This is a genomic window from Winogradskyella ludwigii (assembly GCF_013403985.1).
In the GTDB taxonomy this organism is placed as follows: Bacteria; Bacteroidota; Bacteroidia; order Flavobacteriales; family Flavobacteriaceae; genus Winogradskyella; species Winogradskyella ludwigii.
The window spans coordinates 12,052-27,314 of sequence record NZ_JABFDF010000003.1; the positions used below are offsets into that span (position 1 = coordinate 12,052).

Sequence of the window (15,263 nt, forward strand, 5' to 3'; positions counted from 1 at the left end):
TAACATAAAATTAAACGTCATGGAACTCAAAAAAAACCCACAAGCCAATGTAGGTCGAAACAGCAGTTTATATTTTGCTGTTGGCTTAAACGTAATGTTACTCCTAACATATTTAGGACTTGAACATAAGACTTACGAAAAAGAAGCAACTAAGATTGATATCTTAATGTTAGATGACCAATTTGATGAGGACATTCCTATTACTACAATAGACCTATTACCTCCACCTCCTCCGCCTCCTGCACAGCAAATGGTTTCTGAGGTTATTACAATTGTAGAAGATGTGGTAGATGTTGAAGAAAGTGTTATACAAAGTACAGAAATAGGACAGGATGATATTATTGATGACCGAGAAGTTGGAGTAGAAGATGTCGCTGTTGTAGAAGTAGAAGAGGATATCGAAGTTCCTTTTGCAGTGATTGAACAAGTACCACAATTTCCTGGATGTACTGGAAATAATAAAGAATTAAGAGCGTGTTTTGAACGTAAAATTCAAGAGCATCTTCAGAAAAACTTTAGATATCCATCAGCAGCAGCAGAGCTTGATATTCAAGGTAAAGTATATGTGTTCTTCTTAATAGATAAAACCGGAAAGGTGACTAAAATAAAAAGTAGAGGACCCGATAAATTGTTAGAAACAGAAGCAGAGCGTATTGTAGATTTACTGCCAAGAATGGTACCAGGTAAACAACGTGATAAACCTGTAGGTGTTCCTTATAGTATTCCTATTAACTTTAAATTGCAAGAACAATAACTCTAAATTGTTACCTAATTTAAACAACAAGATCCCAGAAATGGGATTTTGTTGTTTCTATAAATAAGGGTTTTTTAAATTGTACCAATTGCATAATTCATTTTTATAAGTGAAAGTCCCTGAAACAGGCATGCCAATTTTTTTTAAAATAGCGTTAGATGCTAAGTGATCTACATCTGCAGCTGCACCAATCTCTTTTAGTTTTAAATCTTTAAATCCGTAATCTAAAGATGCAATAGCAGCTTCAGTAGCATAGCCTTTTCCCCAGAACTGTTCTTTAAGTCGATAGCCTAAATCGTAATAATTGAATTCTTTTCTTAAAATCTTTTCATATTTAAGACCAGCCCAACCTATAAATTCATTAGTCTTTTTATTAATTATAGCTAAACGTCCTAAACCATTGGTTTTATATTGTTGTAATATGTCTGCAACCATTTGTGCTGATTCTTCGATACTTTTAACGGGTTTCTTCTCAAGAAAAACATGAACTTTTGGGTTAGAATCTAACTCAAAGAAATCATGTACATCAGCTGTTGTTACAGGTCTTAATAAGAGTCTTTTTGTTTCTATGTGTTGGAAATCCATAATTGGTGCTATCTTGACGGTTAAAATTATTGCAACAATATATACTATAAATTCATTCAAGTAAATTTAAGTCTGTATCTTTTATCTCCAAAACGATTACAGGTTGAATTTAAAAGTCAAAAAAACATACTAATATGAGTCAGATTATAACATTCGGTGAGGTTTTATTACGTATTTCTCCTAGAGGTAATAAAACGTTTATGCAATCTAATAATGTTGAATTTTATTTTGGTGGTACAGAATTGAATGTTAACATTTCTATTGCTAATTTTGGTGGAAGTGTAAAGCATATAAGTGCCGTTTCTGAAGATTTTATTGGTGACACTGCCATTTCCTATATTAGAAAGTTTGGAGTCAGTACATCATCAATTGTGCGTTCTAAAAGGCCTTTAGGTGTTTACTTTTTGGAAGTAGGTGCTGTAATGCGACCGAGTAAAATTTCATATAACAGATCCCATTCTTCTTTTTCTGAAATTGTACCAACCATGGTAGACTGGGAAAAAGCGTTAAAAAAAGGGAATTGGATGCATTGGACAGGTATAACTCCTGCATTATCTCAAGGTGCTTATGATACTTTGAAAGAAGGTTTAAAATTAGCGAATGAAAAAGGATTGACGGTTTCTGCAGATCCTACGTATCGTAGTGGTTTATGGAAATATGGAAAAGATCCTAAGGAGACTTTAATAGAATTATTGCACTATTCTAATATTTTTATTGGTGGTATTAATGAAATTAATGAAGTTTTAGGAACAGATTACACATATTCGAATGACGATTTTATAAAAGCGAGTCAGCAACTAATGGAAACATTTCCATCAATAAAAAAAGTGTTTGACAAGATTAGAACCTCACTAAATGCATCATGGCATAAGATTAGAGCAAGAATGTGGAATGGGTCTGAATTTAGAGAAACTGAAGATTTAGATATAACACATATTGTAGATCGTATTGGTACAGGAGATGCTTTTGCAGCCGGATTAATCCATGGTTTACAGCATTACGATGATTATAAAGCCATGTTATTTGCGAGCGCTGCTTGTGCATTAAAACATACTTACGAAGGTGATGTAAATCATAGTAATGTAGATGATGTAGTGCAAATTATTGAAGGTAATATTTCAGGACGTTTTGTGAGGTAGAGCTATTGTAATCGTATTTAAATTACAGGCCTATTATTTCCATTTAATTCCACAACCCATACTCGGTTTTTGATTTGGGTTTACAGTGGTATCATTAATTAAGGCATCCATGGCTTCTCTTATGTCTTTTCCAGTTACGGGTAAGCCATTTCCAGGTCTAGAATCATCTAATTGCCCAGCGTAAACAAGTTTTAAGTCTTTATTAAATAAGAAAAAATCGGGAGTACAAGCGGCAGTATAAGCTTTTGCAACCTCTTGGGTTTGATCGTATAAGTACGGAAAAATAAAACCGTTATCAATAGCAAATTGTTTCATTAGCAAAGGGCCATCCTGTGGGAATTTTTCAACATTATTACTAGAAATTGCAATACAATTAATACCTTTTGAAATGTAATCTTTAGCCAATTGAGCCAATTGCTCAGTTTCATGAATAACAAACGGACAATGGTTACAAATAAATAATACCAACGTTGCTGTTATACCTTTTAATTCGTTAAGTGATTTTTGAGTATCATCTACTGTATTTATAAGTTTAAAATCCGGAGCTTTAGTTCCTAGAGGTAACATATTTGATATTGTGTCTGCCATGACTTAATTTTTATTAATTTTATAGAATGGAAAAGATAGTAACTTATGAAGACTTTACAAAGGTAGATTTGCGTATTGGAACAATAATAGAGGTTATCGATTTTCCAAATGCCCATCGTCCAGCATATAAGCTCACTATAGATTTTGGGGATTTAGGACTAAAAAAAACATCAGCACAAATTACGACACAATATTATAAAGAGGATTTGCTAAATAGGCAAATAATAGCTGTAGTTAACTTTCCTAAAAAACAGATTGCTAATTTTATGAGCGAATGTTTAGTTGTAGGTGCTGTTAAAGCTAAAGATGTCTTTTTATTACATCCTGAAACTAAAGTTAGAAATGGAGTAGTGGTTTCATAACAAAAGATCATTTAGAGGATTTTACAAGTTGAGGTATTCATCTCATAAACCTGAAATAGAAATAAAGTAATTACTATATTTTTCGTCCTCACTACTTCGTGAAAAACTACATTTCTTCACGAAAGTAAATTGCATTCATTAATAATTTATTTGTGCCATACCAAAACGCTCTAAAATTAGTGTTATCTGTAAAAGCTATAATATTACCACGGCCAAGACGTGCTATTTTTAAAGGCACCGTTTTGCTAATACTATCTAAATTCATTTTAGAAATATAACCACTCAATAATGGATTTTTGGAGTATTGTATAGGATTGTTATAGCTGTTTTTATCTGGATTAACAAATAATGTAGAATTTCTAAACAACGCCAAATTATCATTTTTATAACCAAAATTAATAGGATGAGAACGGTCTAGTTGCGTTTCAAAAATGGCACCTCCAATAACTTGAGATCCTCTAAAATCACTACGTTGTTCGAAGCTAATATTTTTAGCGATGAGCTTATTCTTTTTAAAATCGATTTTCATTAAATTTTTAGAATTCAACCACTTCAAAGCATTTTTATAGGCAATTAAAGTCCCTCCATTTCTAATCCAAGACTGTATCTTTTTAGTATTATCATCGCTTAATCCAGAAGAACTCACCGTTATAATTGTGTTGTAACGACTCAAATCCACTCTACTAATAGTTTTGGTATCTAATTTTGTCGCGATGATATCGTAACGTGTATCAAATAAATGCCAAATTTCGCCAGCATCGCTAGAGTTTATGCCATCGCCAACTAAAAGAGCAATTTTGGGCAGTTCTAAAGCTTTAAAATTCCGGCTTCCTAAGTCTATACCTTTATTTAATCCTGTTGAAACAGCATCAATTTTAATATAACTCTCTTGAGCATTATCATTTAAAAACGTATAAATTTCAGAGGTTGATAATTCTTGATTTTGAACAGGAATCATAATCGTTCCATAGTCATAAGATTTACCATTGGCTTCAAAATTTTTCATCGCTACTTTGGCTCTTAAACCTTTCTTTAAAATAGCATTTAAAAGTTTTGGAGAATAATATTCATTCCACTCAAATAAATAAGCGTAGTCACTTTTTGAATTTACACCACCTTTAAGATGTTGTAAATCTTTGATAATAGAACCTGCTTTGTCAGTTGTCGTTTCAGTATAATCTAAATTAAACGCTAAAGGAAACGTCCATGCAGAGACATCGTAAAATAAAGAATCTTGAAATGTTGTTCTTTTTTCGAACATGGCATTAATCAATCTTGTATTCTTTTGGTTTTTAGGAACCACATAACTGTAGCCTTTTTTATAATTTTTTCCATCTTTTGAAAAATCGGCTTTTAAGGCATGGAATTTAATATGGTGACGTTTTAAAATTTCAGCCAAATGATACGTTTTTGCAGCATCTTTTTCATCTCCAAACACAATAGCATTTTTGCCTTCTTTTGAAGCTTCACTTCGTGCATTTTTAAAGAAGTTGTATTGGTACTCTAAAATATCTTCTCGCATGCCATTAGAAGCTGCAAGCGTAGATAATGCTGCGGTAAATTGATTTCTTATTGTAAACGGAAAAGTTAATATGCCATTTTCACTTTCTTGAACATGACCTCTAGAACTCGCTTGTTCAAATAAAATACCAATACCTCCATTAATGTCTGGAAAGGTTGAGCCTTTTCCGTAATAGAAATCGTCAAAACTCTCTTCAGAATAATAGAGCGAGCCTATTTTATCTAGTGCTTTTGCATGATATGTGGCAATACCTTTAGTGAGCTCTTGATTTAATTGTGGAGTTAATGGATGTGTACGTGAAGGAATACCAGGTTGAAAAAAGAAGCTAGAATTAGTTCCCATTTCATGATGATCCGTTAAAATATTTGGTAACCAATTATGATAGGTTGTAATACGTGCTCTAGATTCTGGTAATTGCACAGGGAGCCAATCTCTATTCATATCAAACCAATAATGATTAGTACGTCCTCCTGGCCAAACTTCGCTGTATTCTCTGTCGTTAGGATCTGGATTTAGGTTTATATTCTTATTAGAATTTGCCCAATATGCAAAACGTTGTAAACCATCTGGATTTAAAGACGGATCAAATAAAATAATAGTATTATCTAATAAATTATCTATTTCAGAACCATTTGCTGCAGCTAAATAATAGGCAACTAATAAAGCTGCATTAGAACCACTTGGCTCATTACCATGAATTGAAAATCCTTGATACACAACAATAGGTCTGTTTTTTAGATTCGCAGAATTGGTTTCGGTGGCTTCAATATGTTCTGATTGAATGGTCTCTATATTTTTGTGATTTTTAGGAGATGTAATGGTGAGTAGAAGTAGAGGTCTATCTTCAAACGTTTTACCTCTATCTTCAATGGTAATTCTATCCGAAGCATTTGCTAAAGCTTTCATGTACTCTACAAGCTTATCGTGTGTAATATGCCAATCTCCAACGTTATGATTTATGACACTTTGTGGTGTGGGAATACTTGGGTTATAAGTAATGTCTTGAGGTAAATAATAAGATAAATCTGTAGACGATTGTGAGAATAATGTAGATGTTGTTATCAGTAAGAGTAGAAAGATGCGTTGCATAGAAAAAGGTTGGTTAAGAGCTAAAAATAGAAAAACCGTTACGAAGTGTAACGGTTTTTCTTGTTATTTAACAAAAGTATGTTTAAATATCGTCGAAACTGATATCTGTAAAATTGTCTATACTTTTAGTGTCTTCAGGTGTTTTTGCTTCTTGTGCTACAAAATCATCTTCGCGTTTAAAGTCTTTTTGGTGACGCTCGCTAATGACTTCTTGCCCTTTTTCGTTAATGATATAATCAGTCATTTCAGCTAAAATTTCTTTAAACTCAGAAAAGTCTTCTTTATAAAGATAGATTTTATGCTTTTTGTAATGAAAAGATCCATCGTCATTAGTGAATTTTTTACTCTCTGTAATAGTTAAATAATAATCACCAGCTTTAGTAGCTCTCACATCAAAGAAATATGTTCTTCTTCCAGCACGTAATACTTTAGAATATATTTCTTCCTTATCCATCATTTCATAATCACTCATATCTCATTTTTGTTTTTAATTTCCATTCAAAAATCTTAAAAAAAAGTAACCTAAGCAACAAATTACTACATTTCTTTTTCGGAGAGTTGTTTGTTGTATAATTCCTTGTAATAGCCATCTGAATTTACAAGACTTTCATGGTTTCCAGACTCTATAATTCTACCATCTTCTAATACAATAATTTGGTTTGCATTCTTAGCCGAAGACACGCGATGACTTACAATAATGGTGGTTTTATCTTTGGTTAGTTTTACAAGATTCTTTAATATTTTTTCTTCTGTTTCTGTGTCTACAGCAGATAGACAATCGTCAAACAATAGAATATCTGGTTTCTTGATTATTGCTCTTGCGATAGATACACGTTGCTTTTGTCCACCAGAAAGTGTAATACCACGTTCTCCTAATACCGTATCATAGCCATTACTAAAATCAATGATATTTTTATGGACACGTGCATTTTTTGCAGCTTCGATAACTTCATCTTCTGTAGCATCTTCTTTACCAAATTTTATATTATTTTTAATGGTATCTGAAAACAGAAATGCATCTTGAGGCACATAACCAATACTTTCTCTTAAGCTGAAAAGATTTAGTTTTGAAATTTCGGTATTATCAATTAAAATTGAACCGTTATTAATATCATATAAGCGACCAATTAAATCTAGAATAGTGGATTTACCGGAGCCTGTTTTGCCTAAAATAGCTAGTGTTTGTCCAGATTTTAAACTGAAACTTACATCTTTTAAAGCTTCAATATTGGTGTCAGGATAAACAAAGGATACATTTTTAAACTCGATATCTCCTTTAATTGGAGTCAGTTCTGTTGCTGTGTTTTTTATATCTGGTTCTGTATTTAGAAATTCATTAATACGTTCTTGTGATGCTTCAGCTTGTTGTAATAAGGACGTTACCCAACCAACGGTTGCAACTGGCCATGTTAGCATGTTTACGTAAATAATAAATTCTGCAATAGTTCCTATTTTTTCAATTTCGCCATTCATGTATTGCATACCACCAACGTAGATCACGATGAGGTTACTTACTCCGATTAATAAGATCATCATCGGAAAAAATAACGCTTGTACTTTGGTAAGGTTAATTTGTTTTTGTCTGTTTTCTGCCGAAAGATTTTCGAATTCTGTATTGGTTCTAGGTTCAATGCCGTAAGATTTAATTACAGAAATACCACTAAAGGTTTCTTGCGAATACGTAGAGAGTGTTGACAAGGATTGTTGTACAATAGTGCTTCGTTTATTAATTAAACGGCTCAATTTATATATCGCAACCGAAAGAAAAGGCAAAGGAAGTAGTGTATAAAGTGTTAAAGTTGGAGATCTATCTACCATATAAATTATAGCAACAGCAAATAATGTAATGGTATTAATGGTGTACATTATTGCAGGACCAACATACATTCTTACTTTACCAACATCTTCACTAATACGGTTCATTAAATCTCCAGTTCTGTTAGATTTATAGAAATTTAAAGACAGAATTTGGTAATGGTGATAGATTTCATTTTTAAGATCATATTCAATATATCGCGATACATTGATGATAGTTTGACGCATTAAAAAAGTAAATATACCAGCAATAACAGCTGCTCCAACGAGGTAGAGGATGTTAGTCATTAATTCACTTCTAAAAATTTCTTCGGATATTTTCCCATCCAAACGGTCAGAAACAATATTAATAGAAGCTCCCACTAAGCGCGGAGTAAAGAGTGCAAATATCTTCGCAATTATAGTAATTATAATTCCGATAATGATACGATACCTATACTTGTAGAAGTATTTGTTGAGATGTTTAAGTGCCTTCATTATGTATTTAGTAGGTCAAAAGTATTATGACAATCTTATTTAAATAGTTTATATTTTGCTAATCCTTTAATTATAATTTACTTTTGCACGCTAGTTTTAGAATATCTTTAAACTCCCTAAAATTTAATGAACATGACTTCAGAAATTATAACTTCAAAAGAATTGAAAAAAATGGATCCGGTTTTCGGACAACATTCTTTTGATGATCATGAGCAAATTGTATTTTGCAACGACAAAGATACTGGTTTAAAAGCTATAATTGGTATTCATAACACAGTTTTAGGACCTGCTTTAGGTGGTACTAGAATGTGGAATTACGCTAATGAATGGGAAGCACTTAATGATGTATTGCGTTTATCTCGTGGTATGACATTTAAATCTGCTATCACAGGATTAAACCTTGGTGGAGGTAAAGCGGTTATTATTGGAGATGCTAAAACGCAAAAAACTCCAGAATTAATGAAACGTTTTGGTGAGTTTGTACATTCATTAAGCGGCCGTTACATTACAGCAGAAGATGTTGGAATGACGACAGAAGATATGGATACCGTAAGAGAGGTAACTCCTTACGTCACCGGAATATCGGAAAGCAAAGGTGGTGCTGGTAATCCATCGCCAATTACAGCCTATGGTGTTTTTATGGGAATGAAAGCTGCTGCAAAATTTCAGTTTGGTTCTGATATCCTAGAAGATAAAAATATCTTTGTTCAAGGTATTGGAAATGTTGGTGAAGCTTTAGTAGAACATTTGGTTAACGAAGGTGCCAATGTTACCATTTCTGATATTAGTCAAGATCGTTTAGAAGAAGTGCGTTCTAAATATGGTGCTACTATTTATGGCGGCAACGATATTTATAGTGAAGCTATGGATATTTATGCTCCTTGTGCTTTAGGTGCGACTATAAACGACGACACTATTTATAAATTAAAAGCTAAAATTATTGCAGGTGCTGCAAATAATCAATTAGCAGAAGAAAGCAGACACGGTAAAATTTTACAAGAACGTGGTATTGTTTATGCTCCAGATTTTTTAATTAATGCAGGCGGAATTATTAATGTTTATGCAGAATTAGAGAATTACGACAAACAAGAGATTATGCGTAAAACAGGGAATATTTACAATACAACATTAGAGATTTTAGATAATGCAAAAGTGAATAATCTTACAACACATAATGCAGCTTTAAATATTGCAAGAGAACGCATTGAAACACGTAAAAGAGAAAATTCGAAATAGAGCACATTTTATTTTTATTTCAGAAGTAATTAATAGTATTTTTGCAAGGTGAACTTTTAAAGGTTCACCTTTTTTAATAATTAAAAATAAAGTGAGTTCTTACACATGCTAAACCGAAGACACATCAGAATTAAAGTCATGCAATCCATGTATGCTTTTAGAGGAACAGAGAGTGATGATTTAATAAAAGAACAGAAATTTTTGTTGCACAGTTTAGAGAGCATGTTCGATCTTTATTTAGCACAATTAGCTCTATTCACAGAATTACATAAGAAGAGTAGAAATTATAACGAGAGACTTCAGAATAAAATAGTAAAATCAGAAACTGATAGTAATCCTAATTTAAAATTTCAAGAAAATCAACTTTTACAAGCTATAACTAGCAACACCATGCTACAAGAAGCTATTTCTAATAAGCACTTGAATTATTGGGATTTAGATTTTGAATACGTTGATATTATTTTCAAAGAGATTCTAAAAAGCGAGCTGTATAAAGTTTATACAGAAGAAGAAGAGACTAGCTTTAAAAAGGACAAACAATTTGTTTTAGATATTTTTACTGAAATAATTGCACCTAACGAAAAGCTCTATGATTTCTTTGAAGATAAGAAACTTACTTGGGTAGATGATTTGCCAGTGGTAAATACGGCCATGTTAAAAGTACTTAGAAAATTAAAGTTAACATCTCCAGAAACGGCTTTGATACCAGAATTATATAAAGACGAAGAAGATAAGGATTTTGCAATAGAATTGTTTTCAAAAACATTTCTTAACAGTTCAAAATTTGGAGAAGAGGTCGGGAAGAAAACAACCAATTGGGATTCTGAACGTTTAGCAAGTTTAGACGGAGTGTTGTTAAAAATGGCACTTTGCGAATTTCAAAAGTTTCCATCGATACCTTATAAAGTAACGATTAATGAATATTTAGAAATTGCTAAAGAATATTCTACACCAAAGAGTAGTTTATTTCTTAATGGTATTTTAGATAAAATTGTAAAGGAATATCAATCAGAAAATATTCACTTAAAAGCAGGAAGAGGCTTAATGTAAATTAAGAATTTTATTACAAAAGACCTCTTGTTAAGATTATACTGCTTTTAAAGACCTAAAGTAATATTAACAGTACATATTTGAGCCACTTTCAATATTTTGAAAGTGGCTTAATAGCTTTATAGACGTTAGTATTTCTTGTTTTACATTGATTTTAATCAAATTGTATCACCAATAAGGTAAATTCTTACAAAATTGTGTTAACAAAGGTTTAAAAATTTTAATTCGATGAAATAATCATTAACTTCGGCAGCTGAGATAAATTTCTAACAATAAAAATTAAAGTAATGAAAAAAGTAATTTTAGGACTTAGCGCATTGTGTATGGTAGCCTTTACATCTTGTAAAGAAGATGCTGCTAGTAAAATCAAATCAGAAAACGTAGCTGTTGCAGCAGAGAGAGATGCAAACGCTGGTGATTTCGCGGTACTTTCTTTAGACAAGAAAGAACATGATTTTGGTACAATAGCAAACGGAACACCTGTTCAGACTATATTTAAGTACACAAATACAGGAAACTCTATGTTAGTTGTAAGTAACATTAAAAGTACTTGTGGTTGTACAGTACCTTCTAATTACACAAAAGAAGTTCAACCAGGTGAAACTGGAGAATTTACAGTAAAATTTAATGGAAAAGGAAGTGGTAAAGTTACTAAATCTTTAACTATGATCACTAATACTGAAAAAGGACAAGAGCCAGTAAAAATTACAGCATTTGTAGAAAAAGATCCTAATGCACCAGTAAAGCCAGCAACGGCAGCTAAAACAAACCCTTTATCTGTTTCACCTTCAACAGCAGTAAAGTCTTCTACACAACCAGGACACGAAGGACATAACCACGATTAATAATTTTTACTTATAATTACTAAATGGACGCAATAGGATCATTTTTACCGTTTATCGCCATTTTTGCTGTGATGTATTTCTTTATGATTGCACCACAAATGAAACGCTCTAAACAAGAAAAAAAGTTTGCCAGCGAATTAAAAAAAGGCACTCGTGTTATTACTAAAAGCGGTATGCACGGAAAAGTTGTAGAGCTTAATGATAAAGATAACAGTTGTATTATTGAAACATTAGCAGGTAAAATTAAATTTGACCGTTCTGCAATTTCAATGGAAATGAGTAATAAATTAAATGCACCAGCTGTTGTAAAATAAACACTATTGCATATTATTATATAAAAACCGTTCATTAAGTTGAACGGTTTTTTTGTGTTTAAAAGCATAGTTACTCAATAATAATTAATAAAATATTTATTAATTTAAAAGTGTCATTTGATTTATTATGGGGTAATCGTATAAGTCCTGTTTAAACACATAAAAAAAGCAATAAACTAAATAGTATAGTTTACTGCTTTTTTAAAATGTAATTTGTAATTGAGGTTATTTCTTTAAAGCCGTTAATTCAGCAATCTTACAAATAACTTCCACTGCTTTTTGAATACTTTCTACAGGAACATATTCATAACGACCATGAAAATTATGACCACCTGCAAATATATTTGGACAAGGTAAGCCCATATAAGACAATTGAGAACCATCGGTTCCTCCACGTATGGCTTTAATCAAAGGTTTTACTCCTACAGCTTTCATGGCTTCTTCTGCAATATCTACAATATGCATTACAGGTTCTACCTTTTCTTTCATGTTGAAGTATTGATCTTTCAATTCAATCTTAAAAACTTCGCTTTCGTATTTCGTATTTAAATCATCAACAACTTTTTGCATTAAAGCTTTTCTGGCTTCAAATTTATCTTTGTCATGATCTCTAATAATATATTGTAGTGTAGTTTCTTCAACATCACCTTCAATATTATGTAAATGGAAAAAACCTTCATAACCTTCGGTATGTTCTGGAGTTTCAAGCCTTGGTAAAGTATTCATAAATTCCGATGCATAATACATAGAATTAATCATCTTTCCTTTAGCATAACCAGGATGAACAATTTTACCTTTAACCGTAATTTTTGCACCTGCAGCATTAAAATTCTCGTATTCTAATTCTCCAACCTGACTACCATCCATGGTATATGCCCATTCAGCACCAAATTTTTCTACATCAAATTTATGTGCTCCTCTACCAATTTCTTCATCTGGAGTAAAACCAACCTTTATAGTTCCGTGTTTAATTTCTGGATGGTTAATGAGATATTCCATAGCAGTAACAATTTCTGTAATTCCTGCTTTATCATCGGCACCTAAAAGAGTTGTTCCATCAGTTGTAATCAATGTTTGACCTTTATACATCAATAAATCTTCAAAATAATCAGGAGATAAAATAATGTTTTCTTCAGCATTTAGAACAATATCCTTTCCATCGTAATTTTCTACAATTTGAGGTTTTACGTTAGCTCCTGTGAAATCAGGAGACGTATCAAAATGAGAAATAAAGCCAATGGTTGGTACTTTATGAACTACGTTGCTAGGTAAGGTTGCCATAATGTAGGCATTCTTATCAATACTTACATCACTTAAGCCAATTGCCTTTAATTCTTCAACTAATTTATTGGCTAAATCCCATTGTTTGGCAGTACTAGGTGTACTATCAGAATCTGCATCAGATTCGGTATCAATAGTAACATAGCTAATAAAACGATCTATTATATTTTGCATTAGTGGTTATTGAAAATTAAAGTTTAAATGTTACCACAGGTAGTTTAGAATGATTAACTACTTCCTCAGAAATACTACCTTCAAAGAAATGACTTAATCCTGTTCTTCCACGTGTAATCATTGCTAAAGCATCTGCTTTATGTATGGTAGAATATGCTAAAACACCATCTTCTACGCTATGATCTGAAATACGAGCAATATTTACATCTGATTCTTTTAAATCTGCTAATTCTAAAAACTTAGCGATTTTTTCATCAATTTCAAACGTACTAAAGAAACCTAAGTTTGGTAAGTTAATATGAAGTAATGTTGTTTTTGTACTTAATTCAGCTAGTACTTTTAAAGCATTTTTCACAGCAGGAATACTATCTTCAGTAAAATCTGTTGCCATCACAACATGTTCAAAATTTATAGAATTTGGTTTAGACTTAACTACTAATACCGGAGTTTTGCTATAACGTACAACTTTCTCTGTGTTTGATCCTGTAAATATGCCATCGTGATTACTATGTCCTCTAGACCCCATTACTATTAGGTCTGCTTTGTTTTCAAGAGCAACTTCTGCAACTTCTTTTAAAACTTTGTGATATTTTATTAAAGAAGTAACATTTACACCTTCTAAGTATGGTTTATCTAAAAAAGCAGAAAAGTTTCTGTTTGTTACCATCATCATAAATGCATTTTCCTCATTTCGCTCTTCAGTCGAAGCAGAAAAAATGGATTCAGACATTTCTAACATGTGCATAACAATTAATTCTGAATTATGCTTTTTTGCTAATGCAGCAGCAGTTTCTAAAGCAAATTCTGAATGTTTTGAAAAATCGACAGGAACTATTATTCTTTTCATGATATATTGGTTTTTATATGTGAAGTCAAAGTTAATAAATTCAATACTTAAAAAGAATGATTAATGACAGTTTCTGATAAAATTAATAGAGTATTTTAACGATTAGATTCTTACTTTTGTAATGTTAAACTCCAGCCATGTATAAAGCATTACTAAGACCCATTTTATTTCTCTTCGACCCAGAAAAAGTACACTATTTTACTTTTTCTTTAATTCGTAATTTATCTAAACTCCCAGGCTTTAAAAGTCTTTTTAAATCGCTTTACGTTATAGAAGATAAACGCTTAGAACGCCAATTATTTGGACTCACATTTAAAAACCCAGTAGGTTTAGCTGCAGGTTTTGATAAAAATGCTGTGTTGTATAATGAATTGGCCAACTTTGGATTTGGTTTTATAGAAATAGGAACGGTGACGCCAAAAGCACAAGAAGGTAATCCTAAACAACGTTTATTCAGACTAAAAGATGATAAAGGTATTATTAACCGAATGGGGTTTAATAACGAAGGGTTAAGCACTGCTATAACTCAATTAAAAGGCAATAAAGGGAAACTTATTATTGGTGGAAATATTGGGAAAAACACGCAAACGCTTCCTGAAGATTACACCAAAGATTATTTAGAGTGTTTTAATGCGCTACATCCTTATGTAGATTATTTTGTGCTAAATGTAAGTTGCCCTAATGTTGGAAGCCATGCCAAATTAAATGATAAAGATTATTTGCTAGAACTTATAGGATCGGTGCAAAAAGCCAACAAAGCATTCGCAGAACAAAAACCTATTCTTCTTAAAATTGCTCCAGATTTAAACGCCTTGCAATTAGATGAAATTATTGAATTAATGGCAGAAACCAATCTCGATGGAGTTATTGCAAGTAATACATCTATAGATCGAAGCGGTTTAAAAACGTCTGAAAAGCGTTTATTAGAAATTGGTAATGGAGGATTAAGCGGTAAGCCAATTAAAGAGAAGTCCACAGCAGTTATTAAATACTTAGCCGATAAGAGCAATAAAGCGTTTCCTATAATTGGAGTAGGTGGAGTGCATTCTGCAGAAGATGCGTTAGAGAAAATTGAAGCAGGAGCAGATTTGGTTCAGGTTTATACCGGTTTTATTTATGAAGGTCCGTCTTTAATTAAACAAATTAATAAGGCTTTGTTAAAGTGATAACTCATTAAATGCGTGT

At 32.0% G+C, this 15,263-nt stretch carries 15 protein-coding genes; 8 read left to right on the top strand and 7 right to left on the bottom strand.

Annotation, left to right across the window (positions count from 1 at the left end; translation table 11 throughout):
• Window positions 1–19 precede the first annotated feature (19 nt).
• Window positions 20–754 carry an energy transducer TonB gene (locus HM981_RS08500; protein WP_179338366.1) on the top strand — a complete coding sequence of 245 codons (735 nt, stop codon included), beginning with the start codon at window positions 20–22 and terminating at the stop codon, window positions 752–754.
• Between the two features lie 57 nt (window positions 755–811).
• On the opposite strand, the gene HM981_RS08505 is transcribed toward HM981_RS08500, so the two are convergent.
• Window positions 812–1,339, bottom strand: a complete 528-nt coding sequence (locus tag HM981_RS08505; protein WP_179338367.1) for a GNAT family N-acetyltransferase — start codon at window positions 1,337–1,339, stop codon at window positions 812–814.
• Window positions 1,340–1,473: 134 nt separating this feature from the next.
• Here HM981_RS08505 and HM981_RS08510 point away from each other — a divergent pair, with 134 nt between their 5' ends.
• On the top strand, window positions 1,474–2,478 hold the full coding sequence (locus HM981_RS08510; RefSeq protein ID WP_179338368.1) for a sugar kinase: 1,005 nt from the start codon (window positions 1,474–1,476) through the stop codon (window positions 2,476–2,478).
• 33 nt (window positions 2,479–2,511) lie between these two features.
• On the opposite strand, the gene HM981_RS08515 is transcribed toward HM981_RS08510, so the two are convergent.
• Entirely contained in the window at window positions 2,512–3,066 is a 555-nt protein-coding gene (locus tag HM981_RS08515) for a thioredoxin family protein (RefSeq protein ID WP_179338369.1), read from the bottom strand.
• 26 nt (window positions 3,067–3,092) lie between these two features.
• On the opposite strand from HM981_RS08515, the gene HM981_RS08520 reads away from it, so the two are divergent.
• The gene (locus HM981_RS08520; RefSeq protein ID WP_179338370.1) at window positions 3,093–3,428 is read left to right on the top strand and encodes a tRNA-binding protein; all 336 of its coding nucleotides are present in this window, start codon (window positions 3,093–3,095) and stop codon (window positions 3,426–3,428) included.
• A 106-nt stretch (window positions 3,429–3,534) separates the two neighbouring features.
• Here HM981_RS08520 and HM981_RS08525 read toward each other — a convergent pair whose 3' ends face one another.
• The 3 genes from HM981_RS08525 to HM981_RS08535 all read right to left on the bottom strand — a co-directional run bounded on the left by HM981_RS08525 (window position 3,535) and on the right by HM981_RS08535 (window position 8,331).
• On the bottom strand, window positions 3,535–6,039 hold the full coding sequence (locus tag HM981_RS08525; protein ID WP_179338371.1) for a M14 metallopeptidase family protein: 2,505 nt from the start codon (window positions 6,037–6,039) through the stop codon (window positions 3,535–3,537).
• Window positions 6,040–6,121: 82 nt separating this feature from the next.
• Window positions 6,122–6,511 (bottom strand): PUR family DNA/RNA-binding protein, encoded by a 390-nt coding sequence (locus HM981_RS08530; protein ID WP_179338372.1) that lies wholly within the window; start codon window positions 6,509–6,511, stop codon window positions 6,122–6,124.
• 65 nt (window positions 6,512–6,576) lie between these two features.
• Window positions 6,577–8,331 carry an ABC transporter ATP-binding protein gene (locus HM981_RS08535; protein ID WP_179338373.1) on the bottom strand — a complete coding sequence of 585 codons (1,755 nt, stop codon included), beginning with the start codon at window positions 8,329–8,331 and terminating at the stop codon, window positions 6,577–6,579.
• A gap of 132 nt (window positions 8,332–8,463) precedes the next feature.
• Here HM981_RS08535 and HM981_RS08540 point away from each other — a divergent pair, with 132 nt between their 5' ends.
• From HM981_RS08540 to yajC, 4 genes are all read left to right on the top strand, one after another.
• Window positions 8,464–9,567 (top strand): Glu/Leu/Phe/Val family dehydrogenase, encoded by a 1,104-nt coding sequence (locus HM981_RS08540; RefSeq protein ID WP_179338374.1) that lies wholly within the window; start codon window positions 8,464–8,466, stop codon window positions 9,565–9,567.
• Between the two features lie 105 nt (window positions 9,568–9,672).
• Window positions 9,673–10,617: a transcription antitermination protein NusB gene (locus HM981_RS08545; RefSeq protein WP_246286193.1), complete on the top strand. Its 945-nt coding sequence runs from the start codon at window positions 9,673–9,675 to the stop codon at window positions 10,615–10,617.
• A gap of 287 nt (window positions 10,618–10,904) precedes the next feature.
• A complete protein-coding gene (locus HM981_RS08550) occupies window positions 10,905–11,462 on the top strand; it encodes a DUF1573 domain-containing protein (protein ID WP_179338375.1) in 558 nt (185 codons plus the stop codon).
• Between the two features lie 23 nt (window positions 11,463–11,485).
• The gene (gene yajC, locus HM981_RS08555) at window positions 11,486–11,776 is read left to right on the top strand and encodes a preprotein translocase subunit YajC (protein ID WP_179338376.1); all 291 of its coding nucleotides are present in this window, start codon (window positions 11,486–11,488) and stop codon (window positions 11,774–11,776) included.
• Window positions 11,777–12,001: 225 nt separating this feature from the next.
• On the opposite strand, the gene pepT is transcribed toward yajC, so the two are convergent.
• Together pepT and HM981_RS08565 are read right to left on the bottom strand one after the other, a co-directional pair.
• Window positions 12,002–13,231 carry a peptidase T gene (gene pepT / locus HM981_RS08560; RefSeq protein ID WP_179338377.1) on the bottom strand — a complete coding sequence of 410 codons (1,230 nt, stop codon included), beginning with the start codon at window positions 13,229–13,231 and terminating at the stop codon, window positions 12,002–12,004.
• 16 nt (window positions 13,232–13,247) lie between these two features.
• Window positions 13,248–14,078 carry a universal stress protein gene (locus HM981_RS08565; RefSeq protein ID WP_179338378.1) on the bottom strand — a complete coding sequence of 277 codons (831 nt, stop codon included), beginning with the start codon at window positions 14,076–14,078 and terminating at the stop codon, window positions 13,248–13,250.
• Window positions 14,079–14,215: 137 nt separating this feature from the next.
• Here HM981_RS08565 and HM981_RS08570 point away from each other — a divergent pair, with 137 nt between their 5' ends.
• Complete coding sequence (locus HM981_RS08570; RefSeq protein ID WP_179338379.1) at window positions 14,216–15,244, top strand: quinone-dependent dihydroorotate dehydrogenase; 1,029 nt, start codon at window positions 14,216–14,218, stop codon at window positions 15,242–15,244.
• The last annotated feature ends 19 nt before the right edge of the window (window positions 15,245–15,263 follow it).